Annotated in this window: 14 protein-coding genes; all 14 read right to left on the bottom strand. The window is 60.0% G+C overall.

Translation table 11 applies throughout. From position 1 onward, the window contains the following. Positions 1-3: 3 nt before the first annotated feature. The 14 genes from tssJ to tssH all read right to left on the bottom strand — a co-directional run bounded on the left by tssJ (position 4) and on the right by tssH (position 20862). Positions 4-540 (bottom strand): type VI secretion system lipoprotein TssJ, encoded by a 537-nt coding sequence (gene tssJ / locus MOQ67_RS14260; RefSeq protein ID WP_193040306.1) that lies wholly within the window; start codon positions 538-540, stop codon positions 4-6. Then, positions 521-1618 (bottom strand): type VI secretion system baseplate subunit TssG, encoded by a 1098-nt coding sequence (tssG, locus tag MOQ67_RS14255; protein ID WP_126585535.1) that lies wholly within the window; start codon positions 1616-1618, stop codon positions 521-523. Before tssG ends, tssJ begins: the two co-directional genes overlap by 20 nt. Further along, complete coding sequence (gene tssF, locus MOQ67_RS14250) at positions 1582-3351, bottom strand: type VI secretion system baseplate subunit TssF (RefSeq protein WP_026139971.1); 1770 nt, start codon at positions 3349-3351, stop codon at positions 1582-1584. Before tssF ends, tssG begins: the two co-directional genes overlap by 37 nt. A gap of 24 nt (positions 3352-3375) precedes the next feature. Beyond that, on the bottom strand, positions 3376-4962 hold the full coding sequence (gene tssA / locus MOQ67_RS14245; RefSeq protein ID WP_198717949.1) for a type VI secretion system protein TssA: 1587 nt from the start codon (positions 4960-4962) through the stop codon (positions 3376-3378). After that, positions 4959-5738 carry a sterol desaturase family protein gene (locus tag MOQ67_RS14240; protein WP_198717948.1) on the bottom strand — a complete coding sequence of 260 codons (780 nt, stop codon included), beginning with the start codon at positions 5736-5738 and terminating at the stop codon, positions 4959-4961. The genes tssA and MOQ67_RS14240 overlap by 4 nt, the downstream gene beginning before the upstream one ends. Before the next feature lie 73 nt (positions 5739-5811). Then, entirely contained in the window at positions 5812-9150 is a 3339-nt protein-coding gene (locus MOQ67_RS14235) for an ImcF-related family protein (RefSeq protein ID WP_448675943.1), read from the bottom strand. Continuing rightward, positions 9147-10307, bottom strand: coding sequence for a hypothetical protein (locus MOQ67_RS14230; protein ID WP_186357219.1), 1161 nt, complete (start codon positions 10305-10307; stop codon positions 9147-9149). Before MOQ67_RS14230 ends, MOQ67_RS14235 begins: the two co-directional genes overlap by 4 nt. Positions 10308-10309: 2 nt before the next feature. Then, positions 10310-10663 (bottom strand): PAAR domain-containing protein, encoded by a 354-nt coding sequence (locus MOQ67_RS14225; protein WP_226926366.1) that lies wholly within the window; start codon positions 10661-10663, stop codon positions 10310-10312. Positions 10664-10719: 56 nt separating this feature from the next. Further along, complete coding sequence (locus MOQ67_RS14220) at positions 10720-11085, bottom strand: YceK/YidQ family lipoprotein (protein WP_169883957.1); 366 nt, start codon at positions 11083-11085, stop codon at positions 10720-10722. A gap of 116 nt (positions 11086-11201) precedes the next feature. Then, a complete protein-coding gene (locus MOQ67_RS14215; RefSeq protein ID WP_232925716.1) occupies positions 11202-11987 on the bottom strand; it encodes a hypothetical protein in 786 nt (261 codons plus the stop codon). 227 nt (positions 11988-12214) lie between these two features. Next, positions 12215-14308 carry a lipase family protein gene (locus MOQ67_RS14210; RefSeq protein ID WP_198718838.1) on the bottom strand — a complete coding sequence of 698 codons (2094 nt, stop codon included), beginning with the start codon at positions 14306-14308 and terminating at the stop codon, positions 12215-12217. Then, on the bottom strand, positions 14305-14853 hold the full coding sequence (locus MOQ67_RS14205) for a hypothetical protein (protein ID WP_156176551.1): 549 nt from the start codon (positions 14851-14853) through the stop codon (positions 14305-14307). The genes MOQ67_RS14210 and MOQ67_RS14205 overlap by 4 nt, the downstream gene beginning before the upstream one ends. Positions 14854-14866: 13 nt before the next feature. After that, positions 14867-18211, bottom strand: a complete 3345-nt coding sequence (locus MOQ67_RS14200) for a type VI secretion system Vgr family protein (RefSeq protein WP_448675942.1) — start codon at positions 18209-18211, stop codon at positions 14867-14869. Beyond that, positions 18208-20862 carry a type VI secretion system ATPase TssH gene (gene tssH / locus MOQ67_RS14195; RefSeq protein ID WP_198717711.1) on the bottom strand — a complete coding sequence of 885 codons (2655 nt, stop codon included), beginning with the start codon at positions 20860-20862 and terminating at the stop codon, positions 18208-18210. The genes MOQ67_RS14200 and tssH overlap by 4 nt, the downstream gene beginning before the upstream one ends. Positions 20863-21007 lie beyond the last annotated feature (145 nt).

Genomic DNA, 21007 nt, shown 5'->3' with positions numbered 1-21007 from the left:
GGCTCAATCCTTCGTCAATGGGCGCAGGATCAAGCGGTTATCGCCCAGTTCGATCACCCGTGCGCGATCCGGGTCGAGGTCGTCACGCGTCAATGTCAGGCGCCAGCTGTTCTGCCGGGTATCGGGGTCGCGAAACAACGCCACCAACGTGACAAACTGCGTGTCCTTGTCCATCGGCACGTTCAGCTGAGCGCCTTCTTCGGGCTTTACCACCACCGAGTGTTTGTCCAGTAACGCACGCGCGAGCAAGCGCTCGTCATCGCCCAGCAGGCCTTCGTAGGTCGCCAGCTCCACCGCCTTGCTGTCGCGCAATTGGTAAACCCGCACCAGGGTCGGCACCGACAACGCACGCATGTCCGTGGCATCGGTGTTCAGCGCCGTGCGCGCGCTGAAATCCAGATGCAGGGTGTTGACCTGCTTGTAGAAGATCGCCTTGGCGGTGGATGCCGTGCCATCCGCCACGGTCTGGGCCAACCCACAACCGCCGAGCGGTAGCGTGAAAGCCGCCAGCAGCACAAGATTAAAAACGGTACGCGACATGCTGTGTCTCCCTGTTGCGCGGGTTAATCGAAAGGCCTTGGTAGCGCCCCAGGTTGATCGTGAGGGTCTCGCGTTCCGTCGTGCGCCAAGCGCTGCCTCCCAAGCCCAGCACACCGGTCATGCCGAGCCGGAGGGTGGCCAGCCCCAACACCGGCGCAGGCAGGCTGTGCAACGGCAGCGACAAGCGCAGTTTCGCCGTGCAACGCCACCCCAGGTAAACGCGCAACAGCACCCGCAGGTCGCGGTGTAGCTGGCCGTCGGGGAGCCAGCCACGGGCTTCCTGGGCGTGCTCGGTATAGAGCGTCAGACCGAACTGGCTGTTGGCGTCGCGGCCGATACGCCCCAGCGGCGTGCCCTGGGCCAGGCTCACCGGACGTTGCCGGGAGAGGCTGGCCGGCACCGCCAACGTAATGTTCTGCGGCCAATGCGGAGTCACCTGCACCTGGGTGTCGGGGGCGAGCAATTTGACCAGTGCGACGATGCCTTGTGCATTCCGCGTGGGCAGGCGCATCACGCTGAGCAAGGCCAGAAAACGCGAGACCGGCGTGGCGACCTGTTGCGCGGTGCCGGGAATGCCCAGGCCGATCAGGCCCAGCAGGCATTGCGAGGTGGCATCGGTGCCGCCCGCTTCGAACGTCGCCGGGTAGGAGTACTTGCGCCAGATCCGGTAGAACTGGGTGAAGATCCGGTGATTGAACATATCCAGGAAGGCTTCCAGCGCTTCATGCCCCTCCCGACGCTGCGCGATGTCATCCAGGTACACGGTCGGCATCGGCGAATCGACCCCGTACAACCCAAGCAAGCGGGTGCGTACCGTCGCCGCTCGCTCCGGGTGCGCTTCATCGATTTCAATCGACTTCAACTCGCCGGCCGGAAAGCCCATGCCCGGATCGGGCCGAAAGCGCACGGCGTCATCCGCCGGGTGCGCGGTGCTGCCCAGCGGCGGATGGTCGGGCAAGGCCTGTTCCAGCAACTGGCAAAAACGCTGCAGATTGGCCTCGGCCACCTGGCCCTGTAAGGCATCCAGCAAACCGCTGGCTTTCAGCCGGGAATACGCTGACTGTGATTCTCGTTCCATCGCAGGCACTTTCCAGTAGGTTGCAGGATCAGCGTGAGCTGGGTGTACACATGAATGTCGGCATACAAGGCGAAGAAGCGATTGAGCATCTCGCCGAACAGGCTGATGTCGCCCTCCCCTGAAAAGCCGTTGGCATCGAGGGTGATCTCGATATCCACGCCGCGTAGCAAAAAGCCTTTCTCGAAACGTTGGACCAAGTGATGACGGACCTCGACGATCGCCGCCAGACGACGACGGTTGAGTTCGCTGCCCGTCCAGTCGTACAAGGCCAATGTGCCGCGCAACACCTCGGCGTTGTCGAGCATCGGCAGGAAGTTCGAGCCCAGGTGGCTCAGCACCCGCCAGTGAAAGCGGTCGCGGTTCGGCGGGTAGCACGGCAAGCTCGGCGCACACAGGTTGCGCACCCGCAAACCGGCCTGGGGGCTTTGCACCAGCGTGTCGAGCACGGTGCTTTGCAGCGCCTTGCGCGGCAATTGGCCGTGGGTGCCGGTCAGTCGCAACGACAGGCTTTCACGCGTGCGCAGGCGGTCGCTGTCGAAGCCCTCGCCGCCGAGGATCAGCCAGGTGTCATGCAAGCCATTGGCGGCGCGCTTGAGGCGCGTATGGAAGTAGCGTTCGGGAGCCTCGTCGCGCAGCATGCCGCCTTTGTGGCGAAAGCTGCTGAACGGCACATAGTCCTGGCGCTCGGCGTTTCGCGAGGCGGTCACGCGGTCCACCGAATAGATCTCGGTATGGCCGTCCTGCAAACGCATGGGGCGCAGCAGGTAGTCGCTTTGCAACGGTGCCAGGGTCAGCGGGTCGGCCTCCAGCGCGAACAGGTTGATCACCGGCACCGCATGCAGGCGGATATGCTCGCGGCTCAGGTCGAAATCGGCCGGCCAGGGTTCGCGCAACACCACTTCAAGCTCGAACCAGGCGGCGTCGGGAGCAATCTGCAGATGCTCCAGGCCACACAGGGTCACGAACATGAATTTTTCGCGGAAACTGAAATACTCCAGCAATAACTGATAACCGCTGAACGCACTGTCGCCCTTGGGCCACAGCCGGTCTTCATCGGCAAACCCCTTGGGCGCAAAATGCCCGGCCACCGGCTGGCGTTCGGTCTGGCCGGGCCAATGCACGAACATCGCTTGCACATTCAAGGTCAGCGCCTGATGCAAAGCACTGGCCAAAGGGGCTTCGGCATTCAGGTACAGCGGCACGCGACTCAGGTCGATCTGGCTCCAGTCGGTCAACGCGCCGCAGGCAAAACGCAGGCGCAACACGGAGCGACCATCCGGGGCGAAGCCGCGCCCGACCGAGGCCAGGGCCAGCGGGCGCAGGGCCAGGTCCTGGGTGGTGGTGTAGCGGCAACGGGTACTTTGGGGCCCGATGGGTTGCGACAGCACTTCAAAGCCCTGCGCGATCAACTCGCTGTGCTTCATCTGCGCCAGTTCCGGCACCAGTTCGACGATCGACAGCGACGGGATGGTGCGCAGATAGTGTGGCCAGAGCAGGCTGACCAGGCCTTCGGTCAATTCCGGCAGGTCATCGTCGAGTTTTTCCCGCAGGCGGCCCATCAGGAACGCGAAGCCCTCGAACAGGCGCTCCACATAGGGGTCTTGCGCCCCCGGTTTGTCCAGGTTGAGCTGTGCCGCCCGATCCGGGAAGGCCTCCGCGAATTCCTTGCCGGCCTCGCGCAGGTAGCGCATTTCGGCATCGAAATAGCGCAGTGTGAGATTGTCCATGTTCACAGAACGACTCCTGATAGATAAGGGTTAGCCGCACAGCACGGCGGCGCGTACCGGGTCGATGGCGAACAGCGCCGCCAGCAGGGTTTCCATGCGCCGCGCCAGGCTGGGTTTGTCGGCGTCGTTGCGTTGGGCTTTCACGCGCAGCAGCTTGAGCAGGCGCGCCTTGACCTCGAAATGCAGCGCCGGCTCCCAGTCGGTCAGGGCCTGGCGTTGCGCGGTGGTGTCCAATTCCCCCAGCAGGTGAATGGCCAGGTCGCTCTTGCCATGCTGTTCGGCCACCCGCGCCATCAGCAGGCGCAGCAGCCAGCGCTGGCGCCCGCTGTCGATACCGGGCCGCGCAGCCAGCCACGCCAGCGCGTGATCCACGCCGTCGCTGTCGGCCTGGGCCACGGCCTCACCTTCCAGGGACAAGATGTCCGCATCACTGCTGGCCACGACCGCCGAGGGCACGGGCAGCCATTGCTGGGGTTGGTTGCCGCTGACGTGCTGGGCAATCCACTCGCGGGTGGTTTCGTCGGCGAACGGGGTGCCGTCACTCCAGCACAGCACCTCCAGACCCGGCAGGCGCTCGAGGAACATGCCCAGGTCACGTTTGGTGATAGCGGCCCAGCGGTCCTGCGGTGCGGGTTGTTTGCTCAAGGCCTGATACAGGTACCATTGCAGGTCGAGCCAGAAATGGTTCACGCCTTCGGCATACATCCGCTCGACCTGTTCGATCAACTCCGCCCAGTTCTGTTGCAGGTACAAACGCTTGAGCTGTGCCCGATAGTCTGCACGCGGCGGCGCCAGGCGCGTGTTGCCGTTGGCCTCCTGAGGCGGCGTCTGATGCACGGTGTCCCAGCGCAAGCTCTTCATCAGTCGGTGAGCGGCCAGCCAGCCCAAGGGTTGCTCGCGCAGGTAGCTCGTCAGGGCCCGGCCGCTGTCCAACAGGTCCCGTCCGGATTTGATCATCGTCGGCGGCGACGCATTGGCATGCACAGTCGACTCAAGGCTGGCGGTGTGTTGCGGGACCAATGCGTCCATCCCGCCGGACTGCGCCAGTCGCGCCGACAATGCCGCGTACAGCGGCTGCAGATCCGGACGCTGCTCCTGCGCCCACCCACTCAAGCCGCGCTCCAGCCAGGCGAGCGCGGCGGCGGTGCGCTCGGCTTCGGCCTTGACCACTTCCGGGTACAGCGACAGCGTGTCCAACACCTTGCCACTGGCCAACCATTCCAGGGCCATCTTGCGGCTGTTCGGACGGCTGGGCAGCACCGCGTCGGCAAAGCGCTCCACCAGCGCGGCCAACAGGCTCAAGCCATCCGCCAAACCGAGTTCGCCGTCTTTGTGCAAGCGCGCCCACAGGTAGTACGTGGCGACGCGCAGGTCCTTGCAGCGCTGGGTCAGCAGCTTCTGCGCCAGTTGGGCAACCTGCTCGGCATCGGCACCCGACAGTTTGTTGACTTCTTCGCGCATGCGTTGGAAGTCATCGTCGTAGCCGGGGTCGTCGCCGACAGGGGATTCGGTGCTGATGGGGTGTAGCCAGGGTTGCCAGTGGGCGGCGTGTTCGTGTGCGACAGACAGTGCGTCACGCTCCCCAAGGCAGCGGGCGATCAAGGTGCGCAGGCTCATTCGGCCCCCTCACTCACGCCAGCGGGCTGTGTTACACCCTCATGCTTGCCGCACTTCTGCACACGCTTTTGGAATGGATATAGATGCTGGCGCAGAATGCCGTCCGGCAACGGTTCGCCAAACACTCCGTAGCGCGTTGGCCAGTCCTTTGCGGGCAATTTGAATGTTCCAAACACCCTATCGATCAGCGGCAGGTGAATCGCATAGTTTTTGTAGCGGTAGTCTGGATGACGGGCATGGTGCCAATGGTGGTAGCGTGGAAGTACCAATACGTATTCCAGCCAACCACCTTTGATGCACACATTGGCATGAGCCAGCACCGCCTGGACGCCGACCAGCACCACATAGGCATTCAATGCCTGCGCAGAAAAGCCCAGCAACATCAGCGGCATCAGTACGGCGGTGCGCGTCAATAGCACTTCGACAAAGTGGACACGCGAACCGGCCAGCCAATCCATCGCTGTACTCGAATGGTGTACTGCACGGAAGCGCCATAACCACGGCACCGCATTCTTGGCATACAGCTTTTCCAGCGGAATAAAGACCGCCGCGGAGATGAGGAGCGCCAATCCGAGCAGTAGCAGGCTACGCGCCAATTGTTCGTTGTAAACCTTGCGCAGTTCGGTCGTGGTCAGCCACTCGGGAAGCAAGAAACACAACACGGCCAGCAGACTCAACAGCCCGAGTGCAGCGCAGATATAACCGCTGATACGCCCCTCGCCGAATTTGAATGGAGCGTGGCCATGGTCCCGAAGATAAGTTTTAATTTTTTGCATTACACATCCTTTGTATCCAATACCTGTTAAGGGTGTTCCTTGGTTAGGTCAGCGCGCCGATGGCGGCAGTGATTCACCGGAGTTCGAAACTCCCGTTCTGCGCATAGGGTTCTTCTGCGGCGCCCTCATTGAGAAATATCTGTTGCGGCAACCTGAAGTCACGCAGTTTGAGCAACGCCAGCGGCCCCGCATCCAATTCAGTGCGCAGGTGCCACGTCAGGCTCAGGCCGTCGGGCGCCTTGAGGGCCAGGCGGTAGCGGCTGTTGCCGTCGTCCAGTGGCGTGACCTGGGCGTTTTCCAGCAGGCGGATCAGGCCCCAGGGGCCGGGGTAGTCGCCAAACAGCCGCTCGCCGGCATGCACGCTGGTCCAGCTGAGGCTCACGCCGGGATAGTCGCTGCGCCCCGGCCAGTTGAAACGCTGCCAGTTTTCTTTCTGGTTGAAGTACTGGTGCCGGTCGCCGTTGAGGATGAAGGTGGTTTGCACCACGTCGCGCACGGGTTTGCCTTGCAGTTCAAAGCTCAGCCCCATGCCGCCGTCGGTGTAGAGCACATCGGCCAGTTCGCTCAGTTGATTGATCGCGCGCAGAAACTGCGGGTTGAAGCGCAGGCCTTGGCTATGGCGCGGATCGGCTACCCAACGGCTACCTTCCTTGCGCAGCACGCCGCTCAATTGCTGCTGTAAAAACTGTGCGATGCGCCCGGAGTCCGCGCGGATCATCTGCCCCAACATCGGCAACGACGCGTCGCTGGTGGTGGCGGCAAACGGGTAGCGGCTGGCGAAGGCGGCGTTCCAATGGCTGACGATCGAGCGCTGCCAGTGGCTGTTGAGGCCGGCGGCGGAGGGTTGCAACACGCGTTGCCAGGCCTGTTCCAGCGGCTGCACGAACAGCGTCTGCGCCGCCCCACCCCACTCCGCGCCCAGGCTGGCGGCCAGCAGGGCACCATAGGATTGGGTGTCGGTGAGGTCGATGCTGCGGCCTTGAAACACGCTTTGTGCCAGGGCCTGGGTCATTTCCAGCGGGTCGGGCGCGGTGCTGATCTGCTGCAGTTTCAAACGCACCCGTGTCACGCGGGTGAGGAAGGCCGGGAGACTGAGGCCGTCCGTGTTGGACTTGTCCAGCAGCGCCAATAACGGGCCGAAGGTCGCCGCCAGCGGCCCCGTGGCGGCCTGGGCCAACGGTTCGATCGCTGGAGCCTTGTCCGGCCCGATCAGCTTTTGCGCGGACTGCACCAGCGAGTCGGCCAGGGCCTGGGGGCGGCTGCCCGCCTGCGCCTGGTAGGCCACGCTGTTCAGCAGCGCGATCAAGGGCGATTGGCGCACGTCGCTCATCAGCGTCAATTGGTCGATTGACTCATCGAGACTCGCGGCCTGCTGCCAGCGCAGGCTGTTGAGCAGATCCTGCCAGGCGCTGGCGTAGTCCTGGAAGTAGCGTTCGGTGAGGCGGGCGCGCAGTTGGTCAGGGCTCAGGCGGGTGTCGACATCGGCGGGTTGGTCGCTGAGCACCCAATCGATTTCCTCGCGGCGCGCCTCGGCGATCGCATCGATGGCGTGGCGCACCGTGCCTTCCCAGGCCCGGCGGGTGAACACGCCGGGCACGCTGGCCTCAGTGGTGAACAGGGCCTGGGCGTCGGTGTCGCCGACCAGTTGCTGCAGGCCCAGGGCCGGGTAGTGATGGGCGGCGTCATCGAGCAGTTGTTGGTACAGATTGGCTTCGGCATTGCGTTGGCCCAGTTGGCCGAGCAGGACCTGCCGGACTTGCGCGACCAGCCGTGCGTCAGTGTCGATGCGCCAAGCTGGGTTTTCCGCCAGGTGTTCAGCGTAAAACTGCCACAAAGTGGGGCCCAGGGCTTGCCAGAGGCCCGCACGGGAAGGCTCGACTTCGCCGAGGGTTTTCACCAGCAGACTGGCGTCGGCTTTTGCCGGACGCGCCATCATCAGGTAGGCCTTGAGCTGGTCGTAGGCAGCACGGGCGCGTTCGGCGCGCTCGGGATTGTCCGGGGCCAGCTTGACCAGGGCCGTGAGCTGCTGGCGTAAAGCGGCGACGGCCGGGTCGCGGATCAGGCGGTTGTTGGCTTCGACGTAGCGCGGCCACACGGTTTCAAGCAAAACTGGGTTTTGATTCAGGCCGAAGCGCTGATACCACGGAGCGCCGCCTTGAACGCGATCATCCAGACGCGCCAATTCGCGGACCAGTTCATGAAGGGCCTGGAGCTGTTCGTCGCCTTGTGATGCGCGCTGCAAGGTCGACAACGAGCTGTGTAACTGGGCGATCTGCGTGCGGTTGCTGATGAATGACAGCAGCAGTCCTGCGCTCCACAGCATGGCTAGGCCGAAAGCCAATGCGTAGCCAACTCGCGGCACGCTCCAGCCCAGCCGACGGCCACGGGGGTTATCGCCGAGTACGCCATGCCACACCGGGGCCACCGACCACTCATGTTGGCTATCATGCGGCGAGCGCTGGACCGGCAGGCTGAACCACACCCCCCGCAACGGCACGCCACGGGCAAATTCGCCGGCCAGGTGCGCCAAGGTGTGACGCCAACGATCAATGCCCTCGCCCTTTAAATCCCGCGACAAACGCAGCAGAAAATCATCCTTCATCACCGCGTTCATCTGCGCCAAACCCGCGCGACGCAAAGGCTCCAGCAAACGATTCAGCGCGGCGTCCAATACCGCCGCCGAGAAGCGCTCGGGCAACTGACAGCCCACCGGCTGCGCTTTGCGCGTGTCCTGCGCCCACGCACTGCCGCAGACCTGCCAGAGAGATAACGGCAACTGCCAGCGCAAGTCACGGGCAAGGCGCTGCACCTGGCGTACACCTTTGCCCATCGCGACATCGTCGGCGGCCTGGGTTTCGTTTAGCGCCCAGACGACTCCGTCCAGCGCACGCCAGCGGCTGAGGCCGCTCCATCGTTTGAGGAAAGACTGATCCAGCGCGGCCTGGGCACTGCCGCCCCACAGCAGGATGGTGCCTTGGCCTTCGAGCCATTGGTGAGCGGCCAGGGTGGGGGCGATGGCTTCGATTTCGGTGGGTTCGCCGATGATGAGCAGCAGGCGGGTTTTGTGGCGCCAGAAGAGGCCGTAGTGCTCGCGTAGGTGCTCGCGCAGCTCTAAGAGGTGAGTAGTCGGTGAGTGAGGCAAAACTATCTGTGAGTCCGCCGGGGGATAGACCTTACCCACACGTCCCTGCTCGCGGTGGTTTTGACGTTTGAGATGCGCTAACCACCGTGGTGCCAGAACGCCGCCCATTGCGATGGCGATGATCAGTAGAAAAACCAACAGTTTGTGGTGATTCTCAGCTAGCCCGATCTGATCGCCAAAACGCCAGATCACCCAGCCCAGAGCGGCTACCAGCACAATGACCCAGACTGCTGCCCCCACACGGCGCCATGAATTACTCCAAACTTTCATGCCAACTCTCCCGTGACAACAGTGCTCATCCAGTGCCGCGATTCTTCTCGTGCCAATACCAACAAAGGCTCGCGCTGATGCCGGACAATTTCCACACACAGCGCAGCTACTAGCCAGTGACCGAACGGACCAGATAGCCCGCACAGACTTTCCTGAATCCACTGCTGCTCCACGTTGAGCGAAGCACCATGGGCGCCTGCTACAGCAAGCATTTTTCCGGTCAGTGGCTGCCAGTCGGCGGCGTCGGCCAACATGCCGGTTGCCCGGCAAGCACTCACTTGGGTTTGCAGAAACAACGGTAATTCACTGTCCAGTACATCGATATCCAATGGCATTGGCCGCAACAAACCAGCGGTGATCGGTAGCTCCAAGGCGATTGCCAGGCTGTCCGGGCATAGCAGCAAGGCGGCAAGCCCGTCGGAGTAAGAGTCTTCACCGTGAACCTGAAGCACCAGGATCAAGTCGATGACTGCGGTGGCGGCCTTCAACGTTTCATCGATCCACCGGTACGACAATTCGCTAATCAATGTGACCGTTACGGGTAGCGGCAGCCTCATCGTGATGACCAAGCTCTGCTGCCAGGTATCGCGCAAGGCTTCGTATTCGCGGGGATCGGCATCGCTCAGCAGGGTGACCCGTAGTTCCCGCCCCGTCGGCAACGCATGCAGTGCCGGCACCAATGCCTGAATCAACATCTGCAGTCCGGCTTGAGTACGTTCCGGCCCTACAGGCAAAGCCGCAATACGCCGCGCTTGCCCTGTGCGGGGAAGCAAATCAAAGGAACCCTGAGTTAATACACTTGCAGACACCTGATCAGGCAGCAGCACACAACTGGCAGACACTGCCAAGTAGCGCTGCGCCCAAGCCTGCCAGGAACGCTGCACACTTTGCGCCTCCTCCTCCAGAAACTGGCAATGGCTCAACGCAGTCCCATAGGCATAGGCACGCGCAGCGAACGCCAGGATCCAGACCACCAATGGCGAAGCGGACAATGCCCAAATGTTGAGCGTACTCAGTAACGGCATCCGTTCGGAGGTATGCAGCAAAAACAGCAGCACGCAGACCAGTACCGCTATGAGTGCAGCCAATAGCCAACGACCCGGCACAGGCGGTTTTGGAGCTTCCACTACATGAGGTGCCTGACGATCCCAGCCCATGACTAACCCACCCCGCAATCGAGAGCGCTGGAAATCACCTGGCAATCGCACTCGCAGCGGCAGCCGTTGATCACCATCGCCCGATCCCCCTCAGACCAGTCCGGGCAGCCATCGACAATCCGGTTGACGCCATGCCCCGGCAGCGGGCAACGAACCTCGTCTCCGACCAGTGCTACTCGCTTGCCATTTACGATCATCGTGGATGAGGCTGATATCACTTCTCCACCGTGGGTGGTTTTATCACCCAATAAAACAAATCCCTGGGACATAAATAAAACAATCCAAAACTCGCCCATTGAAAAACAGGCTTCCATAAAAACGATCAGAACATTCGTTAGAGAAATGATCTCGACCAATAAAAACTACTCCCCCCCAAAAACGCACTACCTTTTAGCTGGCCAGCGCCCAAGCGCTACGTAAACTTTCGCGGACAATTCAGCTCACCGCTGTCAGCATCTAATGCATTCCCAAGAGTCAACGTGTCGAGAACAAAAGAAAAAGGTAAGTCGATAATAGCTAACGGAATAATCAGTCCATTACTCCCCTTGATCAGGGTCCAATCAGTCGCCGCATGAAAATCCAGCTGAACGCCTTGATAAGGGCAAGTCGGGCCATTCATAACTGCCGCCCCTATTGCCGCACAGCCCGAATGCAGTCCGGCAAAAAGTCCTAAAACCCCGAACTTTAAGCGCTTCGCACAGCCACTACCCAGACTAACCCCGGCAATATTTTTAAAGCGAGACTGGCAAGCACCCGCAATTAAACTCAAATAAATCATCGCAACCACCCAATACAAGTACATGACTAGGCTTTATCTAAGACTCACGTCATCCGATATCCGGAATAAAACATAAAGAGTTAACGGTAAGGCCTGAGCAGAAGGAAACATGCGATTCATCGAACCTTCTCCGCAGTCAGGCGAATGGATTGCAGCTTCTTGAAGTTTGGGTCACTGCCACCAACCACAACACTGCCGTCAGAATAGGTGAAGATGTTGCGATTACCCTCTTTTTTCACCTTCGGCCCTACCGAATAAACGACGTAGTCGGCATGTAGCAGAGGCTCGAAAACCACCTTTCGCGTCGTTGGAGCTCGATAATACGAATACATTTCACCCTGTCCGACTATCCAAGCGAGCTTTTCATGTCGGCCCAGAAACTGTTCGTTTACCCAAGGGTAGTAATCCTTACGGATCAGCAAGTCGCCACTGACCTCTATCGTCGGCTCAAAAGCAGAACGTTGTTGTGGCAGATGCTGATCGAACATCACGATCACCCCGCCCCCAGGGCCCGCTTTAACATTCTCGCCAAAGTGCGTTGTATTGGCGTAGGTAACGCCAAAAGTCACATTGCTCAGTTGCCACTGGCATCGGCTACCACCATTGATGGGCAACTTGGCCTCATACAGGTCGCTCTGCCCCTGCTGTTGCGGTTGAACCGTAGTGGACAAGTAACCGTCCTCTTCATAAGTGGTCCAGTCTGGCCCGGAGCGTTTGATCGGGCATTTCTCCGAGCGGTACATCACCTGCATGGGTTCCGCCGCGAGGTTCTGCGGGACCTTCACCACGATGCTGACCTGCTCTCCACCCGGTGGCGGTGCCAAGGCCTGGTTCTGGGCGCAACCGTTTAGGCTGAGCAACAGCAACAAAGCGCCGCTCATGGGGCTTAGGCGAGCATTCATAGGCTGTGTTCCTCCGTGATCGCTGGCAGTGCGTCGGGAAACTCGACGGTTCTCGCATCTGGGTAACGGGAGGGAATGGGTTGGCTGCCCCTCCCAATTTCCTCGACTACGTGATAGTTCACGTGTTGCACTGGCCCCTGCGCAGGGTGGATCAGAATGTTCATGGTTTTATGTCTTCCCTTATGGCTAGTGTGTTGGGTGGGCTGTTGCACCCCGGATGCGTAGATTCAGGCCTGGGTGATCTCGATCATCACGCCAAATTCGCGCTCGCGGCAGAAGCGCTGCAGGGCTTCAGGACCGCCTTCCAGGTCTTGAGTCATGCGCAAGGCCATGGGTAACAACTTCTGCAAGGCAAGGAACTGCTCGTTGCGGTGTTTTTCCGCTTCGGGGACGCCCACCCCATGCATCTGCGTCTCGAACTTCGCCCGTTGCGCCTTGCGCTCCAGTGGCCGGTCGGGATCGCTCAACTCCAGCAACTGGTTGTGCAAGAAGGGTAAGTAGGCAGCGACCATCGAGTGATCCATCGGGTTACTGCGGAGAGTGCTGCGTTCAGGATTGGTGTGTGACGGAAAGAACCGAGTCAGACTTTCCCGGCTCATCGAGCGAATGAGGGTCTTCTGCTCTTCACGGGCGAAGCGGCTGAACTCATCGTTCAGACTGGGCACCAGATAGAGGCGGGTTCGGTGTGGCAAACGCTTAAGAATGGTGGTGTGGTAAGGCGCGCCCAGGCCTTCTCTACTCCGCTCGGCGGGGTTATTTGAGGCCCGTGACTCCACATGCTGGTCGGCACGGTAGAACATGGCGATTTGGCCGTGATGCCAGTAGGGGTCGCCAAAGCGCACCAGTTTGCCGGCCACCAGTTCACCCACGGACCATATGTAGCCCAGGTCGTGGCCCAGCGGCCCCAGGGCATCGTAAAGCCAGTTATCCAATTCCGCCTCGGGTGGCACGCTGGTGATGGTGTCGGCGTCGTTGACATGGCGAAAGTGGGTCACCGTTTTCAGGCGCTCCAGTGCCTTGGCCGTAAAGGTGCGAGGCATACCATAGGTATAGAGTAGAGGGCTGCGATCTATAAGCTCGGCAGAGTGGATTAGAGCCAGGGCACCACCCAAGCTATGGCCGCAAATAAATAACTTTTGTTCAACTACCGCTTTTTGAATGTCATCAAAGCGCTTAGGAAACAACCTCTTAGCCACCTCAAACGCATGCAAAAACCCATAATGCACACTGCCGACATCAGTCAAAGGCGTACACGCAGACTTCAAGTCACAGCCGCTGCCATCGGCCGGCATCGGGCGGTACAGCACATCCGTCAGCCAGTCCTTGGGTTCCTGTGTCCCGCGCCAGGCCACAACCACTTGTGTCTGGTTGATGCAATAGAACAACTGGGTGTTTTCGATGATGAGCCGCGGAATCTCGGAGGCCCCCGATGGTCGCTTGGCCTCCAGCGAATCCAGCATAACCGCCGTGGTGTAGCGCTGGTTGAAGGGGACGTCTACCACCAGTGCTGGCAGACGCGTCCCTCCAGAGTCAATCATCACCGGCGTGCGCGACAGATCCAGACACTGACGTAAAAAGAACTCCTCCACCGAGCCTGAGACGATACTGGGATCGGTGCCCGGTCGTTGCTTCAACATGTTCTGGGCGACAATGCTGTAGGACAGGTTAGCCATCAGCCCAAGGTTATAGGCATTGGCCATGCTGTATTCGGGTTGGTGATGCAGCACCAACGACCAGGCGCGGAAGGGGCAAACTTCCAACACGTGGCGGTGATTCAGCGCTTCGTACTCAACGGTGAAACCGCTGAATGCCGTGTCCGGGAAGTGAAAGGCCGGAGGCCGCTTCGGGTCCTCCAAAGGCGGATCAAGGGTCGGTAATCGGTCGCATAACTGACCGATACGCAGGTAGTGGTAGCGGTGACCTGCCGCGAGTGCCTGCTTCTCGACGGGCGAGAAACCCGAACGCTGCGGGCCATACAATGGGGTGCAGTTGCCGATTACAGGCCGATGCGGTTCGGCACGCAGGGCACGCAAGCGACGGGTTTGCAGCAACTCGGCAAAAGGATCGGCCTGCACCTTCAGGGTGATGGGGATGGGGTGCAGCCCCTCGATACGAATCACGCCCTGAGCATCGCTGAGCCCGGAGCATTCGGGGAAGCACCTCTGTCGGATGGCGTCGTTGATCGCCTGATAAGGCATATTCGCCAGGGGGGCCCCCTGCTCGTCCACCAACTGGAATTCAATCCAATGCTGTTTCTGTTTACCGCCAGTAAACTCCTTGCGCGAATTGAGCGTATCCGTGCGGTGCAGGGAATCATTCATTTATCAATATCTCCTGTGCCATCCTGACTCGATGGATCAGTGTTACGGTTGCCACCGCACGAAGGAATGATCTGGCTTCCATCGGCCAGCCGGGTGTACTGAAGATATTCCATGACTCCGGTCGCAGTTTTATTGACACAGAAGACGGCGTCGTAACTATCAGTAGAGCGATATGCATTACGCAGACTGAATATATAAGTTTGATTAACTTCAAGCAGCAGAGGGCGGGCTTTGATTTTGTAGTTGTCGTACTCGTACCCCTCAGGCACGGCACCTAAAACGATACAGGCACCTGGACTCAGCTCCAATGGTTTAAATCCCGGCAAAAGGGACGCCCCCCAAGTAGGAGGGTTTCGTATATAGCTTTCTGTTAATGATACGCGGCTCACTGCAAAGACGCCCTTAGCATTGCTAGGCACGCAAATAGCCGGTTTACCATTAACCGAAACCACATTCCCAGCCTCTCTGCGGCCATATGATGCAGCATAAACACTTTCGACTACTAACCATGGCAAGCTGAGCGTTAAAAACAGTGCAAGTTTCATACAACCCTCCTTTTCAACTTGGAAGATGTTTTTTGTCGACTGGCTTTTTAAGAAACGACTCGAGTGTCGACGCAAGAAGCTCTGGACTTTTGGTGAAGTTGCGTTCATTCCACACACCGTGCGGATTGCCCACCACACAAATCAAATAATAATCCGAGATAATTTCACCTTGCTGCTCCATGTTGTAGTCCGACAAGACGCTCTGTTCTGTCAGAGCATAGCGATAAGCAGGTGCGCCACGACTCGTAACCACCAACCCCATTCGCTTGACCGGATAACCCAACTGGTACTGCCATACATGGGTCATCTCATGTATGAATAGCGCTTTATCTCGATCATCATCAGTAGCGGAAAAATCATTCCTATAGTACCCAGTACTTGAAGGGTAATACATATTACCGTTAGGAGTTGCAGCCGTATTCTGCCGCCCCAGGAACCCCCACCACCCAGCGTGATGCACCTCAACTTTTGTATAATCAATAGCATCCTTAAAGATTGTTCCTGCCATGGCAATTTCCCCAAGCGTCAAAGAGCGCTTCTTGCCTCTAGGTAGAGAAACCTCCTTTACCGAGCTACCTATTGCTACCTCGTTAGTTGATACATCACTTGACGTAAGATCAATGACCATTGGGGTTTTAATGCTTTCCGCAGCGCAGCAGAAAGCCCCGAAACCCTCCGTAAGAAAAAGTTCTATTTGCGTGATCCGTGTCGGCTCCTGAGTTTCGAAGCGCTGGGTAAAACCCTGCGCACCTGTCACCCCCTCAAATACATGTCCATCTGCCAGAGTGACCGAATATTTAAAGTTACTTACAAGCTCGCCATCAGGCCCGATCAAGCGAAGCTGTTCGTCATAGCGTGTTACTGATTCTGGCAATTCAATTTTCAGGTCTCCGGGCAATAAGGTATGAACGCTCATCGTCTGCCCATGCTTATCCGTCACGCCATTGAATACCTCACCTTGTTGGGTGGTTATCCGGTAGCGACTAAATGGCAGTGGTGTCTCCGTGTCGTCTTTCAAGGTATAGCCGCCGGAGTAACCCGCCGGCAACAGTGACGCCGGTGTATTGAGGCTGGCGCTGCCAAACTTTTGCACATGGTTAGCTTTTAGATAAATATTGCCTGGCGCCCCTAGTTCTATATCACCGCCCTTTAAACGGATATAGGCACCGCCACAGTTGAGCACCAGTTCTTGCGGGGCGTTGATTTCTATACGACCTTCCACGCTTTCGATCTTAACGTCGGTCTTTGCCAAAGCATGGAGGTAACTGCCTTGAGCGTGCAGTTCAACTTTGCCTTGGGCCGCCTTGAATTGCAGGTCAGCACTTTGCGCAAGCACGCTGACGCCACCCTCGGCGGCTGCGGTGATATCGTGTCCGGCGCTGATGTCGGCGTTGTGCGCGGCGATGATACCCACGCTCTCTCCTCCGGAAGACAGACACACGGCTTTAGGACTCATTACGCCGATACCCGCCGGGGCATGCAGCAGTAATCCCGATTGCGCCAATCCTATGAGTGACTGAACCAAATCCAGTTGGCTCTCAATATCGCTAGGCTGCACTCCAGCACTACGAGCTGCCTGCGCCAGAGAGCGCGCCAGCGATAGCGCACTTTTCAGTTGCTCAATGGCAGCCACCATGTCGAGTTGTTCACCCCGAGCCTGGCCTTGGTCATCCGCACTGATAAACAAACCTTTCCCCCCACGAATCGCGCCCCAACTATCCGTGCGCAACTCAAAACCTTCCCCACGCTTTTGTTTCGCGGCATCCACCAAATGCCCCAGGTTCAGCTGGCTCTTACCTCCATACTCAGTACTCAGCTTGACGTGCTCCCGCCCCCGCGTGTCATCCATCCGCAGCTTGTTGTTCGCCGGGGTACGCAGCACGTTGCGTTTGTAGTTACGCAAGGTCACATGATCGACATGCTGGCTATCGTGCAACGCGTGCGCGATGTAGGGCCGGTCCGGGTCGCCCTGCTCGAACGCAATCGCCACTTCGGTCCCTGCAATCAACGGCAGGTGCAGGCCGTGGGTATCTCCGGCGTAGGGGCGGGCCAGGCGTAGCCATAGGCTTTCTTCGCCGGGTTTCCAGGTGTCGCGGTCGAACAGGAAGTTGACCTTGTAGCGCCCTTCGAAGTCGATGTGGCCGTAGGGGTCGTTGGCCTGTGGGCTGGTGACGCGGGCCGGGACGGTGCCGGCGATTTGGGGTTTGGGCTGCAGTGCGGGGCGAAAGCACACGGTGTCTGAATAGGGTATGGCCTGGAAGGTGGCGACCAAGCTGCTGTCGCGGGCGGCGGTGGTGGTCAGGCCGGTGATCACCGCGCCCGGTGTGAAGGCTTGGGGCGCGCCACCGGAGATGTGCAGCACCTGCCCCGGCGCTAACGTGGCGCTGCTGGTGATGCCGCTGAGTTGGGTCTGGGCGTTGAGGTAACGCTCATGGCGCAGGCGTGCGTAGAAGTAGCCGCTTTCGCTGAGCAGGTCTTCGTCCTGATCCAGCCGGTCGCCGAGGGTCGTGTAGGGCTCGGCGTAGTGGTAGGCCTCGCCGTAGGTGCCGCTGGAGCCGCGGCTCTGGTCGATCTCGCCGCTCAGGTGCGCGCCGGCGTCGCGGGGGTGGTAGGCGCGGATATGCACCTGTTGTTCGACCACCCGGTGGTTCGATTGCAGGTGCCACACCGCGTCCTGCCCGCTGCTGCCCAACCCGGATTGCGGGCGATACGGCAGCGCGATGTCAAACTGGTAGAGGCGCTGATCGTCGCAGAACTCGACCACATCGATACCCAGGCGTTCGTCGCTGGTGAAGCGGTACCAGATGCCGACGTCGGCGAGCAGGCGGTCGATGAAGGCCAGGTCGCTCTCGCCGTATTGCATGACCTGCTCGCGCCTGGGGTAGTCGCGTTTCAGGCTGAACAGAAAGTCCTGGCCTTCAAAGTCGTGGCGGCTGCGCAGGATGCTTTCGACGATCTGCGGCACGGATTGATGCTGGTAGATGCGAAATTGTCTGCCTTGGCCGAGCAGGGCCAGGCGCGACTGCAGAGTGATTTCATAACGGGCCTGGTCGTTCGAGCCGGATTGGCGCTTGAAGCCGGTGACCACGCCGTGCAAGGTGCGCAGCGGTTTGACCGCGGGCGCGCTGAAGCCTGAGGCCGGTGGTTTTTGCGGGGCGGCGTGCAGGCTGAAACGGGCGTCCTGGCCAAGCAGGGTTTCGGCGGCGAGGTCACGTTCGGTGCTGGTGAATTCCACGCGATAGGTGAAGGGCTGGCTCAGGTGTTCGTGGCCTTCAAAGGCCAACACGTCGAGACGGGCTTCGATGTTGCGCACACTCAAGGTGTGCCGGCTGTGGTCGAAGAAAGCCTGCACGTTCACACCTCCAGGGCGACGGCCTGCGCCGTGTCTTGAACATCGCTGAAATGCAGACTGATCCCTTCATCCTCGCTATAGCCCAAGCTCACGCCGTGGGTGCGCAGTTGCGCCGCTCGACGCGCCAACAGGTGTTGACTGAGGACCGGCAGGAGCTGCTCGTTAAGCAAGCTGTCGATGTTGCGTGCGCCTGAATCCGGTAGCAGGCAGGCGGCAACCAAGGCGTCGTTCAGGGTGTCGTCGATCCGGCAATCCAGACCGTAATGACGCTGCAGGCGCTTAGCGACCTGGGCCAGCTTGATCGCAACAATGCCTTTGAGTGCGTCGGCTTGCAGCGGGCGATAGATCAGGGTTTGAAAGCGCGCCAGCAACGCTGGCTGAAAGTGTTCGCGCAGGATCGGACGCAGTCGTTCATGCAGCACGCTGTCCGGTATCTCCGGGTGTTCCTGCACGCTGGTGTGCAGCAGATCGCTGCCAAGGTTGGAGGTCATCAGAATGACCGTGTTACGGAAGTCGATCTCGCGCCCTTCGCCATCGCGCATAAACCCACGATCGAAGACTTGGTAGAACAGGTTAAGCACATCGCGATGCGCCTTTTCCACCTCGTCGAGCAACACAACGCTGTAGGGCCGCTGGCGCACGGCTTCGGTCAATACACCGCCCCGGCCGTAGCCGACGTAGCCGGGTGGCGAGCCTTTGAGTTGACTGACTGTGTGGGCTTCCTGGTACTCGGAAAAGTTGAGGGTGATCAGTGATTTTTCGCCGCCGAACAGGCTGTCGGCCAAGGCCAGCGCCGTTTCGGTCTTGCCTACGCCGCTGGTGCCGACCAGCAGGAACACGCCCAACGGCGCCTTCTCATCGGTGAGCCCGGTTTTGGCCGCACGCAGGCGCTGAGCCAAGGCACTCAAGGCCGGAGCCTGGCCGATCACGCGCGCTTGCAATTGCTGTTCGAGCAGCAGCAGATTGGCCTGCTCGTCCTTGAGTAAGCTGCCCAGTGGCACGCCGGTCCAGTCGGCGATGACTTGCGCCACGCTACGTGCATCGACATCCAAAGACAGCAGTGGCTGGCTGCCTTGAATGTCACTCAACTGCCGTTGCAACTGTGCACAGGTATCCCGCTGCGGTGGCTGCGCCTGGCGCGCAGCAATCAATTGTTGGGCCAGATCGAGTTCTTGGCGGTATTGCTGTTCCAGATCGGCGTGCTGACGTTGCAGATCGGCGTGTTGCGCGGCAATCGTCGCCAGACGCTCATCCACGCTGTGGCCGCCAAGCCGCTGATCCTGCTCCAGCGCTTGGCCCTCCAGTTCCAGGGCCACTTGCAGGGCACTCAGACGGCGCAACGCCTGCGGTTCGCAGTCCAGGCTCATGCACACCCGGGCGCTAGCGGTGTCCAGCAGGTCGACGGCTTTGTCCGGCAACTGGCGCCCCGTCAGGTAGCGCCTCGACAGGCTGACCGCCGCCTGCACTGCCGCATCCTGGATATGCACACCGTGATGGCTGGCGTAGCGCGCCTTGAGCCCGCGTAACATCAGGCAAGCATTCGCGTCGTCCGGTTCCTCGACCTTGACCATTTGAAAGCGTCTTTCCAAAGCGGCATCACGCTCGAAATACTGCTTGTATTCACTCCAGGTGGTCGCGGCGATGGTGCGCAACTCGCCACGGGCCAGAGCGGGCTTGAGCAGGTTGGCCGCATCGGCGCCGCCGGCCTGGTTGCCGGCCCCGACCAGGGTATGGGCCTCATCGATAAACAACAGCACCGGTTGTTCGCACTGCTGTACGGCGTCGATCACGTTTTTCAGGCGTTGTTCGAACTCGCCCTTGACGCCAGCGCCGGCTTGCAACAATCCCAGGTCAAGGGTACGCACACTGACTGTTTTGAGACTGTCCGGCACCTTGCCTTGGGCAATGCTCAACGCCAGGCCTTCGACCAGCGCCGTTTTGCCGACACCAGGCTCGCCCACCAGGATCGGATTGTTTTTGCGCCGACGGCTGAGGATGTCAATGACCTGACGGATTTCATCATCGCGGCCGAACACCGGGTCGATCTTCCCTTGCGCGGCCTTGGCGGTCAGGTCCTGGGTAAACCTGTCCAGCAGCGCCGCTAACGCGTCGTCTTTCGACACGCTGGGCGGGAGTATGGCGAGTTCACTTGAAGGCCCCGCGGTCACTGACGTCTGCACCGCGGGGCGCTCTTCGGAGGTTTGGTCCAGCAGCACCTGCAGCCGCTGCAACTGCACCTCACTGAGGCTGAGCAAAGGCCATACGGCTTCGCACGCCAGCAGGTTGGGCGTCTCCATCAACGCGCTCAGCAGATGTACGGAACGCAGGCTGTCGTTGTGCTCGTCCAATGAGGCACGCAACCAGGCATTTTTGATCAGTTGCTGCAATGGCGCCGACAGCTGCGGCTTGCTCTGCACGCTACGCGGCAGACGATCGATGTGCTCCAGCAAGCCATACCACAACGTCTCCATATTCCACTCATAGCGACGTGCGATCACGGTCAGGTCGCCTTCACCTTGCCCCAGCAACTTGAGTAGCCAGTGTTCAACGGTGATCTGCGCGTGGGCACGGCTTTGGCACAGCGTGGCCGCTGCACTCAACGCCTGGGCGCAGTAAGGGTTGAGACGACGAAGCAAGCGCGTGGAATTCTGGGCCATACGGCTACATCCTTGTTCGGTGATGGTGGTACGTGATCTTTAACACCAGCCACGGGTTGGAAACTCGATGTGTTTGGCTGAACGCCCGCGAACGGACGCTCAACCCAGCACACCGGGAGCCAGCAGGCAAAGACCCACCTGCTGC

It is taken from the genome of Pseudomonas sp. LY-1 (genome assembly GCF_053502595.1).
Note: the sequence above shows the minus strand (reverse complement) of the source record. Positions and strands in the feature narration are given on the sequence as shown.

Bases quoted from the DNA above. Each gene is read 5' to 3' on its own strand.
- MOQ67_RS14235 (WP_448675943.1), bottom strand. From the start codon at position 9,150: ATGAAAGTTTGGAGTAATTCATGGCGCCGTGTGGGGGCAGCAGTCTGG.
- MOQ67_RS14210 (WP_198718838.1), bottom strand. From the start codon at position 14,308: ATGAATGATTCCCTGCACCGCACGGATACGCTCAATTCGCGCAAGGAG.
- tssA (WP_198717949.1), bottom strand. From the start codon at position 4,962: ATGAGCCTGCGCACCTTGATCGCCCGCTGCCTTGGGGAGCGTGACGCA.
- tssH (WP_198717711.1), bottom strand. From the start codon at position 20,862: ATGGCCCAGAATTCCACGCGCTTGCTTCGTCGTCTCAACCCTTACTGC.
- MOQ67_RS14240 (WP_198717948.1), bottom strand. From the start codon at position 5,738: ATGCAAAAAATTAAAACTTATCTTCGGGACCATGGCCACGCTCCATTC.
- tssJ (WP_193040306.1), bottom strand. From the start codon at position 540: ATGTCGCGTACCGTTTTTAATCTTGTGCTGCTGGCGGCTTTCACGCTA.
- MOQ67_RS14230 (WP_186357219.1), bottom strand. From the start codon at position 10,307: ATGGGCTGGGATCGTCAGGCACCTCATGTAGTGGAAGCTCCAAAACCG.
- MOQ67_RS14205 (WP_156176551.1), bottom strand. From the start codon at position 14,853: ATGAAACTTGCACTGTTTTTAACGCTCAGCTTGCCATGGTTAGTAGTC.
- tssG (WP_126585535.1), bottom strand. From the start codon at position 1,618: ATGGAACGAGAATCACAGTCAGCGTATTCCCGGCTGAAAGCCAGCGGT.
- MOQ67_RS14220 (WP_169883957.1), bottom strand. From the start codon at position 11,085: ATGATTTATTTGAGTTTAATTGCGGGTGCTTGCCAGTCTCGCTTTAAA.
- MOQ67_RS14215 (WP_232925716.1), bottom strand. From the start codon at position 11,987: ATGAATGCTCGCCTAAGCCCCATGAGCGGCGCTTTGTTGCTGTTGCTC.